Below are 18115 nucleotides of genomic sequence, written 5' to 3'. Positions count from 1 at the left end.
GTGGTTTGTGATGGGCGCGTTCGCCTCTAGGTCTGTTTCACTACGCTGCCTTGACCGTCTGCCTTCCAATGAAATTCCTGCCGCGCTCGCCTTCCAGCGCCTTCTCGACCAGGCGTGTCCATTCCGCCGGCGAAACGCCGTAGGCGGCAGGATCAGTCTTGACGCCGATCCCCTCGAGGAAAGACCGCAGCTTGCGGACACCTTCGCTGAGGTCCGGGCCAAAGATGCGGCGCAGTGCGGCGTCGCAGTCGGGGCTGTTGCCTATTGCCCACCCCATCACGATCGGCAGCGAGAACGAACAGGCGATGCCGTGGATCAGTCCGATCTTCAGCGTAATGTCGTAGGAGATGTTGTGGGCCAAAGCCGTCTTGGTCTGCGAGAAAGCGAAGCCGGCGAGCAGGCTGCCGCGCGCCTGACGGGTGCGCAGATCGATATCGCCGAGATTGTCGAGCAGGCCCGGCAGCGTTTCGATGATCTCGCGCGCGGCCTCGACCGCGAAGCCGGCCGAGACCGAGTTGGCGTTGACGTTCCAGATGCTCTCGAGCGCATGTGACAGGGAGTCGAGACCGGTCGCCAGGGTCAGCCCTCGCGGCGCCCCAAGGATAAGCTGCGGATCGAGCACGGCGGCTTCGGGATAGAGCAACGGATGCGCCAGCGAATACTTGCTGCCGTTGGCCGAGTCCCACACGGTTGCCCAATGGGTGACTTCGCTGCCTGTTCCGGAAGTAGTCGGCACCGCAATGATCGGCACGATCGCCGACGTGTCCAGCGGGACCTTCTCGGTAAGATGGCGGCGGACATTCTCGAAGTCGCCCTTGCTTGCAGCCAGCACCTTGGCCGCATCCATCATCGAGCCGCCACCGAGGGCAACGATGACTTCAGGCGCTTGCATTGCAGCGCCGAAGACACGGCAGGAATTCACCAGATCGGCGCAGTCCGGGTTGGTCTCGATATTGTCGATGACGGCAACCGGCTCGCCCGCGACCTTTGTAAGGCGCGCCGCCAGGTCGTTGAAAATCGGTTGATTATAGGTCACGAGGGCATAGCGGCGCTTGCCGATCAGACCTCCGACTTCATCGAATGTCCCTGCGCCGAAGCGAACTTTTACGGGATTCCAGTAGGCCCACCGCATAACGTTCCACCCTTGATCGCGCCTGAAGCGCTGCTACTTCCGCGCTTCTCGTGAGCGCTCGTTGTGGTCCGGACCATTGCTGAACGCTGTTACATCGACAAATTGATTTTTTCAGAGAAATAGATAGATTTGTTCTATGCGATATACCCAGATTCGCTCCTTCCATGCTGTGGCGACTGCAGGCGGCTTCAATGCCGCGTCGGATGCAGTTCACATCACGCAGCCGACGCTGACAGCCCAGGTCGGCGCGCTGGAGGAGGAGTACGGCGTCGAGCTCTTCATCAAGAAGGGCCGCCGCCGCGAGTTGACCGACACGGGACGGCAACTACTGGCGATTACGTCGCGCCTGTTTGCCGAGGAAGAAGAAGCGGTCGCATTCCTGGAGCAGTCGCGCGAGCTCAAGACCGGTCGGCTTTCGATTGGCGCGGTCGGCCCCTATCACGTCACCGAGATGCTTGCGGCCTTCAATCGCGCCTATCCGGGGATCGAACTCGCCGTGAAGCTCGGCAACTCGCACGAGGTCCTCGATGATCTTCTTGACTACAAGAGCGACATCGCGGTGCTAGCGCACATTGATGAGGACGATCGTCTTCTCACTCTTCCATATAGACGCCATCCAGTCGGCGTCTTTGTGCGCACCGATCATCCGCTGGCGAAGCAGAAGAGCGTCAAGATCTCCGAACTCGAAGGCGAACCACTAATTATCCGTGAGACCGGCTCTACGACGCGACGCGCGTTCGAGCAAGCGCTCGCTAAGGCAAAGATCAAGCCGCGCATCGTCATGGAGATCGGAAGCCGCGAGGCGATCCGCGAAGCCGTCATTCGCGGGTTGGGCATAAGCTACGTCTCCGAAGCCGAGTTCGTTCCAGACTCTTCTCTGCGCCTCATCCCAATCAGTAATGCGGGAATCTTCACCTATGCGCATGTTGTGATCTTGCGGAAACGCGAAACCAGCCGGATCATCCGCGCGTTTCTCGAAGTCGTGCGTAAGACAAAGGTTTCCAATACAAAGTAGCGTCGTTCGAGTAATTGGGTTGAGCGGGAGTAATTGCCTGGAGAGCACTATTGGCCGAGCAATGACCGCTTTGGCTCAGAAACAGAAGAGGCTTAGCTTGCGCAGGCGACTTGCGTCTCTCGCGCGATAGCGAAGGCTTCCTACACCACGCATTGTTCGCCCACCCCAAGATTCACACATCCGAGGCGGGACTGCGGACCGCACCAGTTTCGCACCAAAAACGATTTGAACAAACCGCAGCGAACGCAACCGAACTCGAATGAAAATGTAGAAGAATCAACGAAGCCGACCATTGTCCTCCCGCTCATAACGGTCTGGTTGCAGGTTCGAGCTCCGCCCGCGCCAGCAATCGCGATTTCAATCAGGCGCGCCTATATTTGGATCATCAGTGCGCACGGACTGCCTGACGTTCGCAAGGTTGACTGACTTACGCTTTGCCCAGTCATCTAAGTTAGGCGGGCGATACTGGGGCACTTCGCGCCGACGATCGAATACCGAGCTGTCAATCGTCTCGTTGACATTCCTAAGGGCCATGACTGATAGCATCTACCCGCGTCGCGAACGAGGGCGAGACCAGACCTGCTGAAATAGTCACTCGCTTCTTAGCGTTGTCTTGCGCATTCCCCAGCCCGCAGACCGCGAGCTCACCAGCACGGTCGCTTGTGGTCGTGGTTTCGGTGGTCATGTTCATCTGCCAACTCGTCGGGAATCAGTGCGGGTCGTGCCCATCACGACAGCCATCACGTCGGCCAGATCGGTTTGCGCGACGCTGCGCTCGCCAACGATCTTGCCGTCCTTCATGAGCAGCAAACGGTCGCAGAGCAACATCAGCTCTTCCATTTCGGAGGAAGCGACGAGCACCGCTGTCCCCTGTGCCGCCAACTGTTCGAGAAGCTCGTAAATCTGGTGTTTGGCTTCGATATCGACGCCGCGGGTCGGCTCGTCCAACAGGAGCACCTTCACGTCGGCGTTCAAGCACTTGCCGAGGACGACCTTCTGCTGATTGCCGCCGGACAAGGTGCGAACCGGGTCCAGGAGACTCGCCAGCTTGACCGACATGCGCGAGGCGGCTCGCTGCGACAGCTGCGACTGCCTGCGGTACGACAGCAGCGCCACCCCGTGCACGATTTTCTGCATCGACGACAGAACAAGGTTCTCGGAGATGCTCATGTCGAGCACGAGACCTTCCTTCTTGCGATCCTCCGGCGCCAGACCGACTCCCCGCCGGATCATGGCGCGCGGAGATCGGTCCGCCGCTCCCTTGCCGAAGATCTCGATCCGGCCTGTGGCGACCGGGTCGAGGCCATAGACGGCGCGCAACAACTCGGTTCGGCCGGAGCCAAGCAGTCCCGCCAGACCGACAATCTCGCCCTGGCGGACCTCGAAGCTCAGTCCCCCAAGCTTGGTGACGGTGGTGAGTCCGCGCACCTTGAGGGCAATATCGCCTGGCGGCCGCTGCGCACGCTTGCGAGGCGTCGCGCCGCTCGCTTCACCCGTCATGAGCCTCACGATCTCGGCTGTGGGAGCAGCTGCAATCGGCAGGGTATCGATGTGGCGTCCGTCGCGCAGTACGGTGACGCTGTGCGCGATCCGCTGAATCTCGTCCATGCGATGCGAGACATACACCACCGCCACGCCTCGATCCGACAACACGCCGATGGTCCGCAGCAGGATTTCGACTTCCGAGGCCGGTAACGAACTGGTCGGTTCGTCCAGGATCAAAACCCTGGGCTTGAACGACAGGCCGCGCGCGATTTCCACAAGTTGCTGCTGGGCGATCGACAGCTTGCGCACCTTGGCCGCGGGGTCGATTTGCGCACCGAATTCGGCCAGCACGGCAGCGGCCTCGCGATGCACGGCCGGTTGGTCGATGAACCACCCGCGCCGGTGGCTGCGCCAGCGACCGAGCAGGATGTTTTCGGCGACGCTCAATTCCGGCACCAGACTCAGTTCTTGATGTACCGTGGCAATTCCCCGGGCATTGGCGTGCCCGGGCGCGAAGATGTCGATCCGGCGTCCGCCGATCTTGAGCGTGCCAGCGTCGGGCGCTTCGGCTCCGGAGAGGATCTTGACCAGCGTGGACTTGCCGGCGCCGTTCTTGCCGAGCAGCGCCCGCACCTCGCCCGCCGCCACGGCGAAGTTCACGCCCTTCAGGGCTTGCACGCCGGGGTAGGACTTCCTCAGCCCCGCCGATTCGATCGCGCCGACGGCCAACGACGTTTCCGCTCGGAATGCAAGTGGCGTGCGCGTCGAGATCGACGTGACCGCGCTGGTCTTGACCACGCTCGACATCTCCTCCCTCCCATTTTTGCCTGTGCTGCGGGGAAGACGCGCGGATCGATCGTCGTCTCGCGGCCGGACACATCCTGCGACCGGCGTCCGCGGGGGCTCACCGGTTGTCGGCGATATACTTCAGTGCCGCGGCCGCACCGCCCTTGCTGAATGTCGGGGAAGGACACAACTGGTAGAAGTCACCTACCGGTCGCTTGCGAGCGGCATTAATGGCGGCCTCCAGACCACGCGCGCCCAAGCAGCGCGGGTCCTGCCCGGTGGTCCAGTGGACGATGCCGTCGGACGACGCGATCAGTTTCGCAACCTGGGTATTGATATCGATGCCAAACACGGCAATCTTGCCAGCCAGACCTTTGGCCTTGATTGCTTGCGCCGCTGCGATGATCCCGTCCTCGTTCTCGGCAATGAAGACATTGGCGTCCGGATTTGCGGCCAGCATCGAATCCGCGATCGGGCGGGCCTTGTCGACCACGAAGCCCTCCTGCTCCGCCAGGATCTTGACGTCCAGGCCGGCGAGTTGCTCGTTCAGTCCTTTGCGCCGCTCCTTGCAGACGTCATAGGACTCGCAAGTCAGCATCAGGATCTTCGCCTTGCCGCCCAGTTCGTCCCTGATGTAGGCCGCGGCTTGCTTGCCCGTCGTGACGCCGAGGATCGTATTGTCGCTCTTGACGAAGGCTTGCGCCAGCTCCTTGTCCTCCGGGGCGTTGACGCAGGTAGTGTAGCAGATGACCGGAATGCCGGCGGATTTGGCGAAACGCAATGCCGCCAACGAGCCGGTCGGCGAGACCGCCGACACAAGGATCGCGTCGACCTTGCGGGTGATGGAGGTCTGGATGAACTGCGCTTCCTTGGTCGCGTCCAGGTTCGCGTTCTGGATGATCACATTGGCGTTGTGCTTTCTCGCGAAATCCTCGATCCCCTTGCGCGCATGGGCGAAGTGAGGATTGGGAAACAACTCGATCACACCGATCGTCAGCGGCTTGTCCGCTTGCGCCAACGCAGCCGTTGCGGCACCAAGCGCGACGACACCCGACAAGCCCCGCAACATCCCGCTTGCGATCGCGCGCAATAACCTTGATCTCGCATTCATCCGCGTCCCCTCCCTTCTTGAACTCTGCCGTCACCGGCAAGTGCTTCTTGTTTAGATCGAACCCAACGCAGCCAGTGGTGCGTCTATTCGTGGTTGGCTTCGTCACGGTCCGTGTATTGAGCGACTAGTCACGCCGTCTCGAACTGCCGGTAGGCCTCGGGATCGAACCACTCGAGCCCCGCCTTGAGGAAATTGTTTGGATCCACGGCCACCCCCTGACGCTCTTCGAAGGCGGAGTGAAAGTTCAACTCGAACTGGATGCCGTTCGGGTCGTAGGAGAAGAGTTGCCAAAGCGGGAAACCGGGCACGGACCGCTCGCGGTAGGGAATGCCCAGGATCCGACAGCGCTCGCGCGTCTCGCCAAATCCGTAGGCCGACAGCGCGATGTGATCGATGGCTCCGCTGCCCGTCGGTATGCGCCCGTCGTTGCCGAGAGCCGCCGAGCCGGTGTAGATGTGGAAGATCGAGCCGCCGTATGGCGTGTTGAGCTGCATCCAGTAGCCCGGAAACTCGAAAGGCGGCCGTGGCGACTCGGCCATGCCGAAAACCTGTTCGTAAAAGCGCTTGGTCGCTTCGGGTTTGCCGGTCTTGATGGCGATGTGAAAGAGGCTGGTGGCTGGCATGACTGGCTCCGGCGTATGTGGTGACGGTCGATAGGAGGGCGCAGGGTCGCTTCGTGTGGCTCGATCGTGTTGGCTGGCGGCGCAGGCTCAACTACCCGGGCGCACCAGATGGCCCTTGAAGATTTGCCAGTACTCCGTCATCTCGCCCGCCACCGCCCTGAAGCGCGCCACCTGCGCCGACTCCATGTGCCGTTCCCAAAGGGCGCGGCTTTCCCATAACTCGGTGAAGACCCAACTCTGCCCGTCCTCGGCTTCGTTCATCTCGTAGCGAAGGCAGCCTTCTTCGGCGAGCGTGGGGAGCAGCAACGACTTGAGGATCGGGCGCACCTCGTCGGCCTTGCCGGGCTTGGCCTGTGCGCTGCCGATAATGACGAGGGTGGACATGGATGAATGCTCCTGATGGTTCGTTTGGAAGAGAGAGAGGCCACACTTGCGTTTTGTGCAGGCAGCCGCGAGACGGCCCCGCCGGGTTGCGTTAGTCTCGCAAGACGATGGCAGCGACCGATGTGGGTTCAACGGTCCGGGGTTGTCTTGTTGCGAGCATCACTTGATGATCGCGGCCGATCTGGAATCGGGGGCATCGCGTTGTCTCCTCCTGCAGGAGCGCCATGTGCTTCACTCGCGCTTTTTTTTGGCGTTGCGGGCCGGTGAAATTTCCGTTGCTCCGAGCCATATTTCAAATCGCAAAAATTTTTGGCTACCATCCATCTGATGGATAGCAAGCGCCTCATCCTCAATCTTCTGGTCGCACCGGCGGCGTTCTTGGTGGAGCAGATCATGACAAAGGCGCCGCTGGCCTGCCTGGCCAGCCAGCGGTCGTCAGTGCCAAGTTGGGTCGTCTAAGGGACGATGAGTTCGATGACAGAGTCGCGGCTGATGGCGCCGCGGTGCCGTGGCGCCCTCCCGCGTCGACGACGCAGTGTCGCCGCTGTCACGTGGGTGCAAGCTGGGCGCGGTCGGGCTCAGGCGCCGCGCCATACGACAGCCAGTCGCCTTGCCAACTACTGCGCTTCAGGAATTGCTCCCAGGTCAATGCATGCGGATCGATTTTCCGGCTCCATGTCAGGTCGCGCTCCGGGGCGTAATAGCCATACTCGACGGCATACTCCACCATCCCCACCAACTCGCGCACGAGATGCTCGTCGGTCGCAAAACTCGGAAAGTGGCGCAGCAGATCTTCGCGCGAGTAAGCGGAGGCATAACGTGCCCGCTGCCCGGTGACGCGCACAAACGTGTCTACCATGTCCTGGGCCGAGAGAAACTCGCCGATGACCGGCAAGGTCTTGCCGGCATATTGCGTCGGGTGGTCGAAAATCTCGCGCACCGCCGGCCCGGCCGCGGTGAGCGGATCACAGAACGGCATGGGGATGTGCGGCGGCAAGTATATGGCAAACGTTATGCCGTCGTCCCCGCGCTGCGGCACATAATATTCAAGGAAGTTGGTGTAGAAGAACGCTAGGTACACGAACGAGCTGCGAATGGGCAGGCTGCGAATATAGTCTGCCACCTTCGCCTTATCAGTAAAGTGCGGCGCCCACTTGGTGCCGCCGGTGCGCGCTTCGACATTTTCAAGCCCGCTGAAAACCACGTGCTCGACGCCAGCGGCGAGCGCCGCATCGGCCAATTCCTTGCCGAGGGTAAACTCAAGTTCGGCGGGCGGTACCTTGACGATGGGCGGAGTCATCAAGAACGCCCCCGCCGAACCGCGCATGGCCGCGGTCAGCTCGGCCTGCATGCCGGGTTGAAGCGGCGCGACCACGACTTCGGCACCCTTCTGCGCCAGGATTTGCGCGGGCCGGCTATCGCGTCGCCGGGTCAGGGCGCGCACCCGGTAGCGCCCGCTGTCGAGCAAGGCCTCGGCGACACTTCGGCCTTGCTTGCTCGAGGCGCCGACAACAGTGATCAGGGGTTTGGAGGTATCGGCTTGGATCATCTGCTTCTCCTGGTTTGAGAGCTAGGCGGTTTCCGCGCGATCTCCTTCCACCAAGCTGGCAAAGCATGAGCGTGGCGACCATCTGCCCTAAGCCACGAAGTATCGGCCGCTCAGAGCTATATTTGAAATCGTGGAAGTGTTCGGCTACTATCCATCCAATGGATAGCAAGCGCCTTGACCTGAATCTGTTGGTCACTCTGGAGACGTTGCTGGTAGAGCAGAACGTGACCAAGGCGGCCGTCCGCCTGCATCTGAGTCAACCAGCGGTCAGCGCTCAGCTAAACCGTCTCAGGCATGAGTTCGATGACCTGCTGTTAATCCCTGCACAGCGAGGGATGACCCCGACCGCCAAGGCAATCGAACTGCTCGACCCATTGCGCCAAGCCCTCGACCAGGTGCGCGCAACCCTTGCCACGCACAGAAACTTCGACCCTGTCAAAGCCAAGCTAACCGTCACCATCGCCTGCACAGACTATTTGCAGGCAGCGGTGGTGAAACCGCTCGTCGTGGAACTCAGGACGCGGGCGCCCGGAGTTCGCGTAGCCCTGCGCAATCTGGACATGCCGCAGTTGGAGGCGCAGATGGCACGCGGTGATGTCGACCTGGTGCTCATGACGCCACAAGTGGCGCCGCCTGGTCTTCGTACGAGGCACTTGTTCGACGAGCGCTACGTGCTGATCGGCCGCCGGAAGCATCCACGACTACGAGATGGAATCACGGTCGAAGAATTTGCCAAACTGGAGCATGTGGTCGTTTCGCTTGGCGACGGCAGTTTCGTGACACCAGTCGATAGCGCGTTGGCTGCTCTCGGACACAGGCGCAATGCAGTGCTGTCCGCGGCTTCATTCTTGTTCGTTCCTGAAATCGTGTCCGGCTCGGATTTCGTGGCCCTGGTTCCGGAACGGCTAGTACGTGACCGTGCCGACAAGCTCAAGGTGATGGACTGTCCGTTCCCCGTGGAAGGGTTCGCGGTCGGGATGGTATGGCACGAGCGCAGTCACGGGCACAGCGGCCAGCACTGGGTCCGGGAGACTATCGCCTCACTGATCAATGCTTAGGTCAGGCCAGCAGCCGAATATTTCGCGCTGTATTTCTACTCGCTCGCCATTGACGACGAACTAGGGGCCCGATCCGGCCTGCATCGTACAATATCGCGGATCATCGCAGGATATCGCAGCTTGGCGCCCCTTAGGGGAATCGAACCCCTGTTTCAGCCTTGATAGGGCCAAGTCTGAACCGTTTGGTGGTCATCGCAAAGCGAGTTCGGCGATGAAAGACACTTTCACCTTGTCGCCCCGCGGGCCTGGAATGATCGACCTCGCGGCGGCCCGTGTGCTCCTATCCCGATCACATTGTAGAGAGCGGACTGCTCGACCGGTCGAAAAAACACCGTTTGAAAAACTGTTTTAATTCGGCCTTCTCAAACGGTTTCTCTGGCTAAGTCCTTGCGAGGCTTGGTGGGCGCACCAGGGCTCGAACCTGGGACCCGCTGATTAAGAGTCAGCTGCTCTACCAACTGAGCTATGCGCCCGGATGTTTTAAGTCCGGCAAGCCTTCGCGAGAGGGCGTCGTTTAGCAAAGCGATCCCGGGATGTCCAGCAAACTGGGCGGAGTTTTCCCGGGCTTTGGCTGAGAGCCGGAACGGCGAAAAGCCGCTGGATTTCAGCGGCTTTTGCCCGTGTTCGGATCGGGCGCCGATCAGGGGCGCCTCAGAGCCGTTCGGGGCCACCCCGGTCCGGGCCGCCGTCCCGCTCATACCTGTTCCGGTCATAGTCGCGATGGCGATCGAAGTCGCGGTCCATGCGCCAGTGCTCGCGGTGCCGCCAGCCTTCCCTGCCCCGGTCCATACGGGTCAGGACGGCAAGCCGGCGTTTCTGGCTGTCATCCAGCGTCTTGTAGAGCGGGTCGGCCGCGTCCGCGATCTTCTTCATCGCGGTAGCCGTTGCCGACATGGTCTCGGCGCGCTCGCGCAGCCGCGTCACCGGATCATCCGGCCCCTGCTGGCTGGAATCGTCCCGCATCCGCGCATTGGCGCGATCGATCCTGAGCTTGGCGAGCTCCCGGACCGCGGCCTCGATCGGCGGCCACAGCTTTTCCTGGTCGGCCGTCAATTTGAGACCGGCATGGACGGCCGCGATCCGCGCATCGGCATACGCCGCCCGATCCTCCGGGCTCATTCGCATATGGCCGTAGCCCCAATGGCGGTGCTGGGCATAGACGGCGGTCGAGCCGGCGATGGCAAGAACCGCGACGGCGGCGATGGTGAATTTCCTCATGCGAACCTCCTTGAAAGGTTGCATGAAGATGATCCTGCGCCAGTCGGCGTTCAACTTAAGGATTGGCAAGGGAGGCTTCCCTTACCAAGATGTAATGTGACACCGTTTGATCCACCGCAATGCGATATTGCTAGAGCATCCCCAACGCACGCGGCAGCCACAACGAGAGCTCCGGCACGTAAGTGACGACGCCGAGGAAGATCAGCATGGTCAAAAGCCATGGCCACACCGCGATCGTCAGCTCGGTGATGCCCATCTTGGCGATGCCGGAGGCGACGTAGAGGTTGAGCCCGACCGGCGGATGGCACATGCCGACCTCCATATTGACGACCATCAGGATGCCCAAATGCACCGGATGGATACCGAGCTTGACCGCCACCGGAAACAGGATCGGCGCCATGATCAGCACGATCGAGGACGGCTCCATGAAGTTGCCGGCGAGCAGCAGCAGCACGTTGACGATCAACAGGAAGATAATCCAGTTGACGCCGACCGAGGTGATCCAGTTTGCGATGTGCTGCGGAATGTTTTCATTCGCCATCAGGAACGAGAACAGCACCGCATTGGTGATGATGTAGAGGATCATCGCGCTCATATTGGCAGAGCCGAGCAGCACCTTCGGCACATCCTTCAGCGACATGTCGCGATAAACGAACACCGCAATGACGAAGGCGTAGACCGCGCTGATCGCGGCCGCCTCCGTCGGCGTGAAAATGCCGGCGTAGATGCCGCCGAGCACGATCACGATCAGCAGCAATCCCCACATGCATTTGCGGAACGCCGCGAAGCGTTCGCTCCAGCTCGCGCGCTGCAGCCGCGGATAATCGTTCCTCCAGGCGCGGTAGAAGGTGGTCAATCCAAGCAGCGTCGCCAGCATCACGCCGGGGACGACGCCAGCCATGAACATCTGGCCCACGGAAGCCGACGATACCCGCTGGCCGGCGGGATCGAGCGCGATGCTGCCGCCGGTGGCCACGCAATAAATCACCATCACGATCGACGGCGGGATCAGGATGCCGAGCGCGCCGGAGGTGGTGATGACGCCGGCACCGAAGCGCTTGGGGAATCCCTGCTTCACCATCGCCGGCAACATGATCGCGCCGATCGCGATCACAGTCGCGGGCGACGAGCCGGACACCGCGGCGAACAGCGCGCAAGCCATCACGCCGGCAAGCCCCAGGCCGCCATACCAGTGCCCGACCATGGTGGTCGCGAAATTGATCATGCGTCTGGCGACGCCGCCATGGGTCAGGAAGTTGCCGGCGAGAATGAAGAACGGGATCGCCATGATCTCGAAATTGTCGATGCCGGTGAACAGCTTTAGCGCCACCGATTCGGTCGGCACATTCGTCATCGTATAAATGAACGTGAGCACGGTGAGACCGAGCGCGATCGAGATCGGCATGCCGGTCAGCATCAGCAGGATCAGCAGTCCGAAGATGATGAAGGAGGTCATCGCGTCACCTCCGCGACGCCGGCACCGGGCGCGTCGACGTCGACGCCCTCGACATGAGCATGGTCATGGTGGGGAAGTTCGCCCGTGAAGAAGTAGCGATACGCGACCTGCAGGAAGCGGAAGCACATCAGATAGGAGCCGAGCGGAATGCAGAGATAGACGAACCAGCTCGGGATCTCGAGGTCGGGCGACACCTGATCGGTGTAGTAAAGCCCGTAGACGAAATGCGCGCCCATGGTGCCGATGACGGCGGTGAAGAAGGCCCCGCAAAGCAGTCCGAACAGCACGATCGCGTTCCTCCAGGGCGATTTGATCTGGTTGACCACGACGTCGACGCCGACATGGATGCCGGTGCGGACGCCATAGGCGGCGCCGAACTTGGCGACCCACACGAACATGTAGATGCAGAGTTCCTGCGCCCAGGACAGGTTGATCGGGAACAGGATCGGAAACAGGAAGGGGACGCCGAGCAGATAGCGGTGGCAGACGGCGAGGAAGATGATCAAGGTCGCGAGCGCCATCAGCGTCGCGATCAATATCTCCTCAAGCCGGTCGAGGATGCGAAGCAGTATCAATGTCCCCCCTTCAGGTCAGGCTTGACGCCTCACCTTCCTTCGCGGCTGTGTGTTGCCGAGCCCCCAACATACAAGGGCTTCCGTGCCTTGGCACGGAAGCCCGACAACGTCGTCTCAGTTGGTTGCGCCCTTGGCTTCCTTCATGAACTCGTCGATCAGCCCCTGGCCGACACGACCGGCGACGTCTTTGTAGACTGACTCCATCGCCTTGCGCATGGCCGAGTCCTGTTCCGGCGTCAGCTTGATGATCTCGCTCTTGCCGGTCTTGACGATCTCGGCGAGCGCGTCGTCGTTTTCCTTTTGCGACTGGCCGTTGCCGTAGGCAGTGGCTTCCTTCATCGCCTTCTCGCACTGGGCACGGACGTCGGCAGGCAGGCCATCCCAGAACTTCTTGTTCACAACCACGATGTAGCCGATATAGCCGTGATTGGTGTTGGTGATGTATTTCTGCACCTCGTGCATCTTCTGGGTATAGATGTTCGACCAGGTGTTCTCCTGTCCGTCGACTACGCCCGTCTGCAGCGCCTGATAGACTTCCGAGAACGCCATCACCTGCGGGACCACGCCGAGGCCACGGAACTGAGCTTCCAGGACCTTCGAGGACTGGATGCGGAATTTCAGGCCGCGATAGTCGGCCGGCGAAATGAGCTTCTTGTTGGCGCTCATCTGCTTGAAGCCGTTGTCCCAGTAGGCGAGACCGATCATGCCCTTCGGCTCGAGCAGCTTGAGTAGCCTGGTGCCCAGCGGGCCGTCGGTGACCTTACGCACCGTGGCGAGGTCGGGCAGGATGTAGGGAAGATCGAACACCTCGAATTCCTTGACGCCGATGGGGCCGAATTTGGCGTTCGAGGGCGCCAGCATCTGCACCGCGCCGAGCTGCAGCGCCTCCAGCTCTTCCTTGTCCTTGTAGAGCTGCGAGTTCGGATAGACTTCGACCTTGACCTTGCCGTCGGTGTATTTCTCGGCCAGTTCCTTGAATTTCTCCGCCGCGAGCCCCTTCGGCGTGTTGGTCGCCACCACGTGGCTGAATTTGATCACGATCGGCGACTGCGCCGCGGCCGGTCCGACCAGAGTCAATGCCGCGATCGATGCCGCAGCCAAAATCAGTTTGCGCATGTATCCTCCCAGACTTTTTTGCCGAACGCGAATGAGACGTTCCGCTGCTTGCATGCCAGTTGCATCAATACAGACAAGCCTGCCGAATTGCCATTGCCCGTTAGCAGGGGCCTACCGCCGGGATTTGCTGCGTTGCAAAATCGGCCACTCGTCGTCCCTGCGAACGCAGGGACCCATAGCCACCGCTGCTGATCGTTGAGGGAAAGTCGTCGACCATCCGCGCAAGACAACATCCGCCGCGGCGTATGGGTCCCTGCGTCCGCAGGGACGACGGAGATGGGGATAGTCCGCGCGGCACGATGCGCCCGAGGTTTGCTCTTCACTTCCCGCCCTCTCCAAACAGAGGGCGCAGGGAAGACCGGGTGCTGGCCGCACCCGCGGTCTCGTGTGCAATTGCGCATAGCAAAAGCGCACACGAGCATACAGGTACAGCGGGAGCATCCCGGCCTTCCCTGCGCAATGGCTTTACGGCTTACTTCGTGCTCCCGGAGAACGGCTCTTTTGCCTCCGTCGCCGACGGGATAATTCCCGCAGACTTAACGCCAGCACCGCGGCGCCCGAACCACAGACTTCGCCGCTTCCTGCGCGCACGTCCAGCGCGCCTTCCGCGTCCATCGCACCTCACCGCACGTTCGTGACGATCGCGAGCCGCCCCTCCATCGGGTGAGACGGGCGGAGTTATGCGACTGATTTGCCTCTCGCGTTAAGCGAAATATTTTTGATTCCGGGCTTGACACGATTTCTGAAAATCAGAAGTGATTTGCCGTCGTGCCAATTGGTCGCAGACGTGTAATTGACATTCCGCTTGCGTAGGACGCAAAGCGTTTTGCAGATCGCAGGACCTTCTATTTCGTCGCCTCGTCCGTGATGTCGTTCAAAACCTTCGCAAACGCCGCGTAGTTGGGTGGGGTCTCCAGTCCATGCCGCGGATAGATTGTCTTATACAGATAGTCGGCTGAATTATAAGACAGCCATACCTTGCCCTGGTCATCCTCCCAAACAAGCGCCTTCGGAGGATTGTCGATCGCCAGCAATGGCGTCTTCGCCATTACCGGCGTGCCGAGTTCCGGATTGCCGAAGATGAGTACCGTGCGCGGGCGCATATCGATGCCGAACTTCTTTCCCGCAGCGGCGTGGTCGATCTCGGTGAACACAATGAAACCTGCGCCTTCCCTTGATTTGACCGCCGCCGCAAATCGGGAAATCGTATCGTTCACCGAATAGTTGCTCGACTTCGTAATGATACCGTCATCCGCGAAAGCGGGTGTTACAAACAGGAGTGTCAAGAAAGCGACAATGAGTCTCATCGGACTTCTCCTAACTGGGTTTCCAATTTCAGGTAACCGGCACCACCCTTTGTATGCAACTCGCCGACAGGTCTAGAACCGCGTGGTCAAATTAGTCAGCCATTCCGGCGAAACATCGACCAGGAATGCTTCGAGCGCCTTGTCCGCTCCCGAGATGACGAGCATGCCTGCGACGAGCAGCAAAAGACCGAGCGCAGATTTCATTCCGCTACCCGCGGCCAGCAATCGGCCGCGCCAGCGCGCCATCGTTTCCCGGGAAAGCCATCCCAACCCCAGCAATGGCAACGCCGCGCCGATGCCAAACGCGAGCATTGTCAGTGCCACCTGACCAAGATCCTTGCCCTGGGCGGCCAGCAACGACGCTGCGCCAAGCGTCGGCCCTACGCAAGGGCTCCATACGGCGCCCAGCAGGACCCCGATCCAAAACTGTCCGGCCACACCGCTTGCGCGGCTCGTTGCCAGCCTGCTGTCGGCCCAATTTCCGATCGGGCCCGCTGCAACCGCGATCTGCGCCTGTAGCCGCGGAGCAACAAGCACGATGCCGACAAGCATGATCAGCATCGCCGCGACATAGCGTAGCCGGTCGGCATCCAATCCGATCGAGTGACCGGCCGTCGCCAGAAATAATCCGATGCCGGCAAACGAGAGGCACAACCCGGCAGCAAGCGCCAAAGGTCCCTGACGATGGCTCGATGCCGCGGAAGCCAGCACGATTGGAAGTATCGGGAGCACGCAAGGTGAAAGGATCGAAAGGATTCCTGCGAGAAACGCCAGAACCGCACTGCCGATCGTCATCGCAGCTTCCCCATTTCCAGGTCACCTTTGCCGGCACGCTCGACGACGAAGTCAGACGGTTTTTCCGACCATGGCGAAGATCGAGTCCCGCTTGGTATCGCCGACCGAGCGGGCCGCTTCCTTGTCGCCCTTGAAGGCAATCAGCGTCGATTGCGCACGGACGCCGAACCGATTGAGCAGGTCCTTCTGGCTATCGAAATCGATCACGAAATAGACGAGATCCTTAAACCTTGGATCGTTCCTCAGATCACTCAGGATCGGGGCCTGCGCTTTGCAAGTCGGGCACCACGGCGCATGAACCGCAATCAGAATTGGCTTGCCGGCCTTCTGGGCGGCGGCGAACGCCTTGGCATCGAAGGCATGCGCGTTATCGGCGAACGCCGGCGAAGCGGCGAGTGTTCCGGCGGCGAGCACGGCTCCAAGAACGGATCGGCGGGTCAGCATGGTATTCTCCTGGTTGATCGGGATGAGTTACGGTTTGGAGGCCGCAAATGTTACGCGCCTGCACCCGTAGCGGCATATATTTCGCAGGGCCCAAGGCTGGGAGGTTCCAGGCAGCCGCGGCCGGTTCGTATGCCCGTCATTCACCGGGCGGGGTTCCCGCGGGCAATGGTCGGCGCTTGTGCGCCTTGTAGACGCCAAAAAAAACGCGACACCAACGAGCCGCGTTTTGCTTGGAAGTTTCGTAGGGTGGGCAAAGCGAAAGCGTGCCCACCATCAGGAAGCGCGCTCGATGATGGATGGTGGGCACGGCGCGAAGAGCGCCTTTGCCCACCCCACCACCGGCGTGGCCTCAGCCTGCCACCGCCGCTGCCGGCATGTCGCGCTGGCGCTTCATGACGATCTTGTTGAGCGCGCCGAGATAGGCCTTTGCCGAGGCGACCAGCGTATCCGGATCCGCTGCACGGGCGCTCATCGAGCGCCCCTCATGGGAGAGACGCACCGTCACTTCGGCCTGCGCGTCGGTGCCTTCGGTCACGGCGTGAACCTGATACAGCTCCAGTTTCGCTTCATGCGGCACCAGCCGCTTGATGCAATTGAAGACGGCATCGACCGGGCCGTTGCCTTCGGCTTCCTCGATCCTGGTCTGGCCTTCGACGTCGAGCTTCATGGTGGCGCGCTGCGGGCCGTGGGTGCCGGCGATCACCGTCAGCGAGGTGAGCTTGATGCGATCGTGCGAGGCCGCCATTTCCTCGTCGACCAGCGCCTCGATGTCCTCGTCGTAGATGTCCTTCTTGCGGTCGGCCAGCGCCTTCATCCGCGCAAAGGCATCTTCGAGCTGGTTCGGGCCGAGCTTGTAGCCCATCTCTTCCAGCTTGTGGATGAACGCATGACGCCCGGAATGCTTGCCCAGCACCAGCGACGACTGCTTCAGGCCGACCATCTCGGGCCGCATGATCTCGTAGGTAGAGGCGTCCTTCAGCACGCCGTCCTGGTGGATGCCGCTTTCGTGCGCGAACGCGTTACGGCCGACGATCGCCTTGTTGTACTGCACCGGGAACGAGGTCGCCGCCGATACCAGCTTCGAGGCGCGCGTCAACTGCGTGGTGTCGATCTTATTCCACCACGGAAACTTGTCGTTGCGCACGTTGATCGCCATCACGATCTCTTCGAGCGCAGCGTTGCCCGCCCGTTCGCCGATGCCGTTGACTGTGCATTCGACCTGGCGCGCGCCGCCGGCGATGCCGGCCAGCGAGTTCGCTACCGCCATGCCGAGATCGTTATGGCAGTGGACGGAGAAAATCGCCTTGTCGGAGTTCGGCACCCGCTCGATCAGCGTCTTCATGAAGTGGGTGTATTCCTCCGGCACGGTGTAGCCGACGGTATCGGGAATGTTCACCGTGGTGGCGCCGGCCTTGATGACGGCCTCCACGATGCGGCAGAGGAAATCCATCTCGCTGCGGGTGCCGTCCTCGGCCGACCATTCGACGTCGTCGATATGGTTGCGGGCGCGGGTGACGTTGGCGATCGAGGTTTCGATCACCTGCTCCGGTGTCATGTTCAGCTTGACGCGCATATGTAGCGGCGAGGTCGCGATCACGGTGTGGACGCGGCCGCGCTTTGCGAACTTCACCGCTTCGGCGCAGCGGTCGATGTCCTTGGGATGCGCGCGCGACAGGCCGGCGATCACGGCGTTCTTGGAGCGGCGGGCAATCTCGCTGACCGCCTGAAAATCGCCTTCCGACGTGATCGGGAAACCCGCCTCGATGACGTCGACACCCATGTCGTCGAGCATTTCGGCGACCTCGAGCTTTTCCTCGAACGTCATGGTCGCGCCCGGGCACTGCTCGCCATCGCGCAAGGTGGTGTCGAAAATAACGACGCGGTCCTTCTCGGACTTATTCGCTGGTGTCATATGCTGAATTCCTTTTGGGGTCGTAGCGCCATCTCTCATGGACGCTGAAGGGTCTGGTGATCTCGCTCAAAACCCCTGAGTGCCCAGGCGCAAACGCCCAGACGGCCCTCAGGGGCCGATAAGAAGCAGAAGCCCGCCAAGAAGCAGGG

General features: G+C 61.2%; 17 protein-coding genes and 1 tRNA gene. 3 read left to right on the top strand and 15 right to left on the bottom strand.

Going from position 1 to position 18115, the window contains the following annotated elements; translation table 11 throughout:
• Positions 1 to 40: 40 nt before the first annotated feature.
• On the bottom strand, positions 41 to 1132 hold the full coding sequence (gene psrA, locus V1290_RS28925) for an iron-containing alcohol dehydrogenase PsrA (RefSeq protein WP_334367533.1): 1092 nt from the start codon (positions 1130 to 1132) through the stop codon (positions 41 to 43).
• A 136-nt stretch (positions 1133 to 1268) separates the two neighbouring features.
• On the opposite strand from psrA, the gene V1290_RS28920 reads away from it, so the two are divergent.
• A complete protein-coding gene (locus tag V1290_RS28920; RefSeq protein ID WP_334367532.1) occupies positions 1269 to 2147 on the top strand; it encodes a LysR substrate-binding domain-containing protein in 879 nt (292 codons plus the stop codon).
• Between the two features lie 687 nt (positions 2148 to 2834).
• Here V1290_RS28920 and V1290_RS28915 read toward each other — a convergent pair.
• The 4 genes from V1290_RS28915 to V1290_RS28900 form a co-directional block, all read right to left on the bottom strand.
• Entirely contained in the window at positions 2835 to 4439 is a 1605-nt protein-coding gene (locus V1290_RS28915) for a sugar ABC transporter ATP-binding protein (protein WP_334367531.1), read from the bottom strand.
• Between the two features lie 97 nt (positions 4440 to 4536).
• Positions 4537 to 5529 (bottom strand): substrate-binding domain-containing protein, encoded by a 993-nt coding sequence (locus V1290_RS28910; protein WP_334367530.1) that lies wholly within the window; start codon positions 5527 to 5529, stop codon positions 4537 to 4539.
• A 128-nt stretch (positions 5530 to 5657) separates the two neighbouring features.
• Entirely contained in the window at positions 5658 to 6152 is a 495-nt protein-coding gene (locus tag V1290_RS28905) for a hypothetical protein (RefSeq protein WP_334367529.1), read from the bottom strand.
• A gap of 87 nt (positions 6153 to 6239) precedes the next feature.
• Positions 6240 to 6536, bottom strand: a complete 297-nt coding sequence (locus V1290_RS28900) for a putative quinol monooxygenase (protein ID WP_334367528.1) — start codon at positions 6534 to 6536, stop codon at positions 6240 to 6242.
• Between the two features lie 309 nt (positions 6537 to 6845).
• Between V1290_RS28900 and V1290_RS28895 the strand changes: the two genes are divergently transcribed.
• Positions 6846 to 6995 (top strand): hypothetical protein, encoded by a 150-nt coding sequence (locus tag V1290_RS28895; RefSeq protein ID WP_334367527.1) that lies wholly within the window; start codon positions 6846 to 6848, stop codon positions 6993 to 6995.
• An 88-nt stretch (positions 6996 to 7083) separates the two neighbouring features.
• On the opposite strand, the gene V1290_RS28890 is transcribed toward V1290_RS28895, so the two are convergent.
• Positions 7084 to 8085 carry an NmrA/HSCARG family protein gene (locus V1290_RS28890; protein ID WP_334367526.1) on the bottom strand — a complete coding sequence of 334 codons (1002 nt, stop codon included), beginning with the start codon at positions 8083 to 8085 and terminating at the stop codon, positions 7084 to 7086.
• A 158-nt stretch (positions 8086 to 8243) separates the two neighbouring features.
• Between V1290_RS28890 and V1290_RS28885 the strand changes: the two genes are divergently transcribed.
• Positions 8244 to 9143 (top strand): LysR family transcriptional regulator, encoded by a 900-nt coding sequence (locus V1290_RS28885; protein WP_334367525.1) that lies wholly within the window; start codon positions 8244 to 8246, stop codon positions 9141 to 9143.
• 397 nt (positions 9144 to 9540) lie between these two features.
• Here V1290_RS28885 and V1290_RS28880 read toward each other — a convergent pair.
• From V1290_RS28880 to V1290_RS28840, 9 genes are all read right to left on the bottom strand, one after another.
• Positions 9541 to 9616: transfer RNA gene (locus tag V1290_RS28880), tRNA-Lys, on the bottom strand.
• A gap of 178 nt (positions 9617 to 9794) precedes the next feature.
• Complete coding sequence (locus V1290_RS28875) at positions 9795 to 10361, bottom strand: Spy/CpxP family protein refolding chaperone (protein WP_334367524.1); 567 nt, start codon at positions 10359 to 10361, stop codon at positions 9795 to 9797.
• A 130-nt stretch (positions 10362 to 10491) separates the two neighbouring features.
• A complete protein-coding gene (locus tag V1290_RS28870) occupies positions 10492 to 11817 on the bottom strand; it encodes a TRAP transporter large permease (protein ID WP_334367523.1) in 1326 nt (441 codons plus the stop codon).
• Positions 11814 to 12389, bottom strand: a complete 576-nt coding sequence (locus tag V1290_RS28865; protein ID WP_334369204.1) for a TRAP transporter small permease — start codon at positions 12387 to 12389, stop codon at positions 11814 to 11816. The genes V1290_RS28870 and V1290_RS28865 overlap by 4 nt, the downstream gene beginning before the upstream one ends.
• Positions 12390 to 12506: 117 nt before the next feature.
• Positions 12507 to 13508, bottom strand: a complete 1002-nt coding sequence (locus V1290_RS28860) for a TRAP transporter substrate-binding protein (protein ID WP_334367522.1) — start codon at positions 13506 to 13508, stop codon at positions 12507 to 12509.
• Between the two features lie 845 nt (positions 13509 to 14353).
• Entirely contained in the window at positions 14354 to 14815 is a 462-nt protein-coding gene (locus V1290_RS28855) for a DUF302 domain-containing protein (protein ID WP_334367521.1), read from the bottom strand.
• Between the two features lie 72 nt (positions 14816 to 14887).
• The gene (locus tag V1290_RS28850) at positions 14888 to 15610 is read right to left on the bottom strand and encodes a cytochrome c biogenesis CcdA family protein (RefSeq protein WP_334367520.1); all 723 of its coding nucleotides are present in this window, start codon (positions 15608 to 15610) and stop codon (positions 14888 to 14890) included.
• Between the two features lie 51 nt (positions 15611 to 15661).
• Positions 15662 to 16054, bottom strand: coding sequence for a thioredoxin family protein (locus V1290_RS28845; protein ID WP_334367519.1), 393 nt, complete (start codon positions 16052 to 16054; stop codon positions 15662 to 15664).
• A 349-nt stretch (positions 16055 to 16403) separates the two neighbouring features.
• The gene (locus V1290_RS28840; protein WP_334367518.1) at positions 16404 to 17966 is read right to left on the bottom strand and encodes a 2-isopropylmalate synthase; all 1563 of its coding nucleotides are present in this window, start codon (positions 17964 to 17966) and stop codon (positions 16404 to 16406) included.
• Positions 17967 to 18115 lie beyond the last annotated feature (149 nt).

Origin of the sequence: Bradyrhizobium sp. AZCC 1578, from assembly GCF_036924675.1 — a bacterium.
Taxonomy (GTDB): Bacteria; Pseudomonadota; Alphaproteobacteria; order Rhizobiales; family Xanthobacteraceae; genus Bradyrhizobium.
The sequence above is the reverse complement of the archived record's forward strand: the minus strand, read 5'-3'. Positions and strand labels throughout refer to the sequence as shown.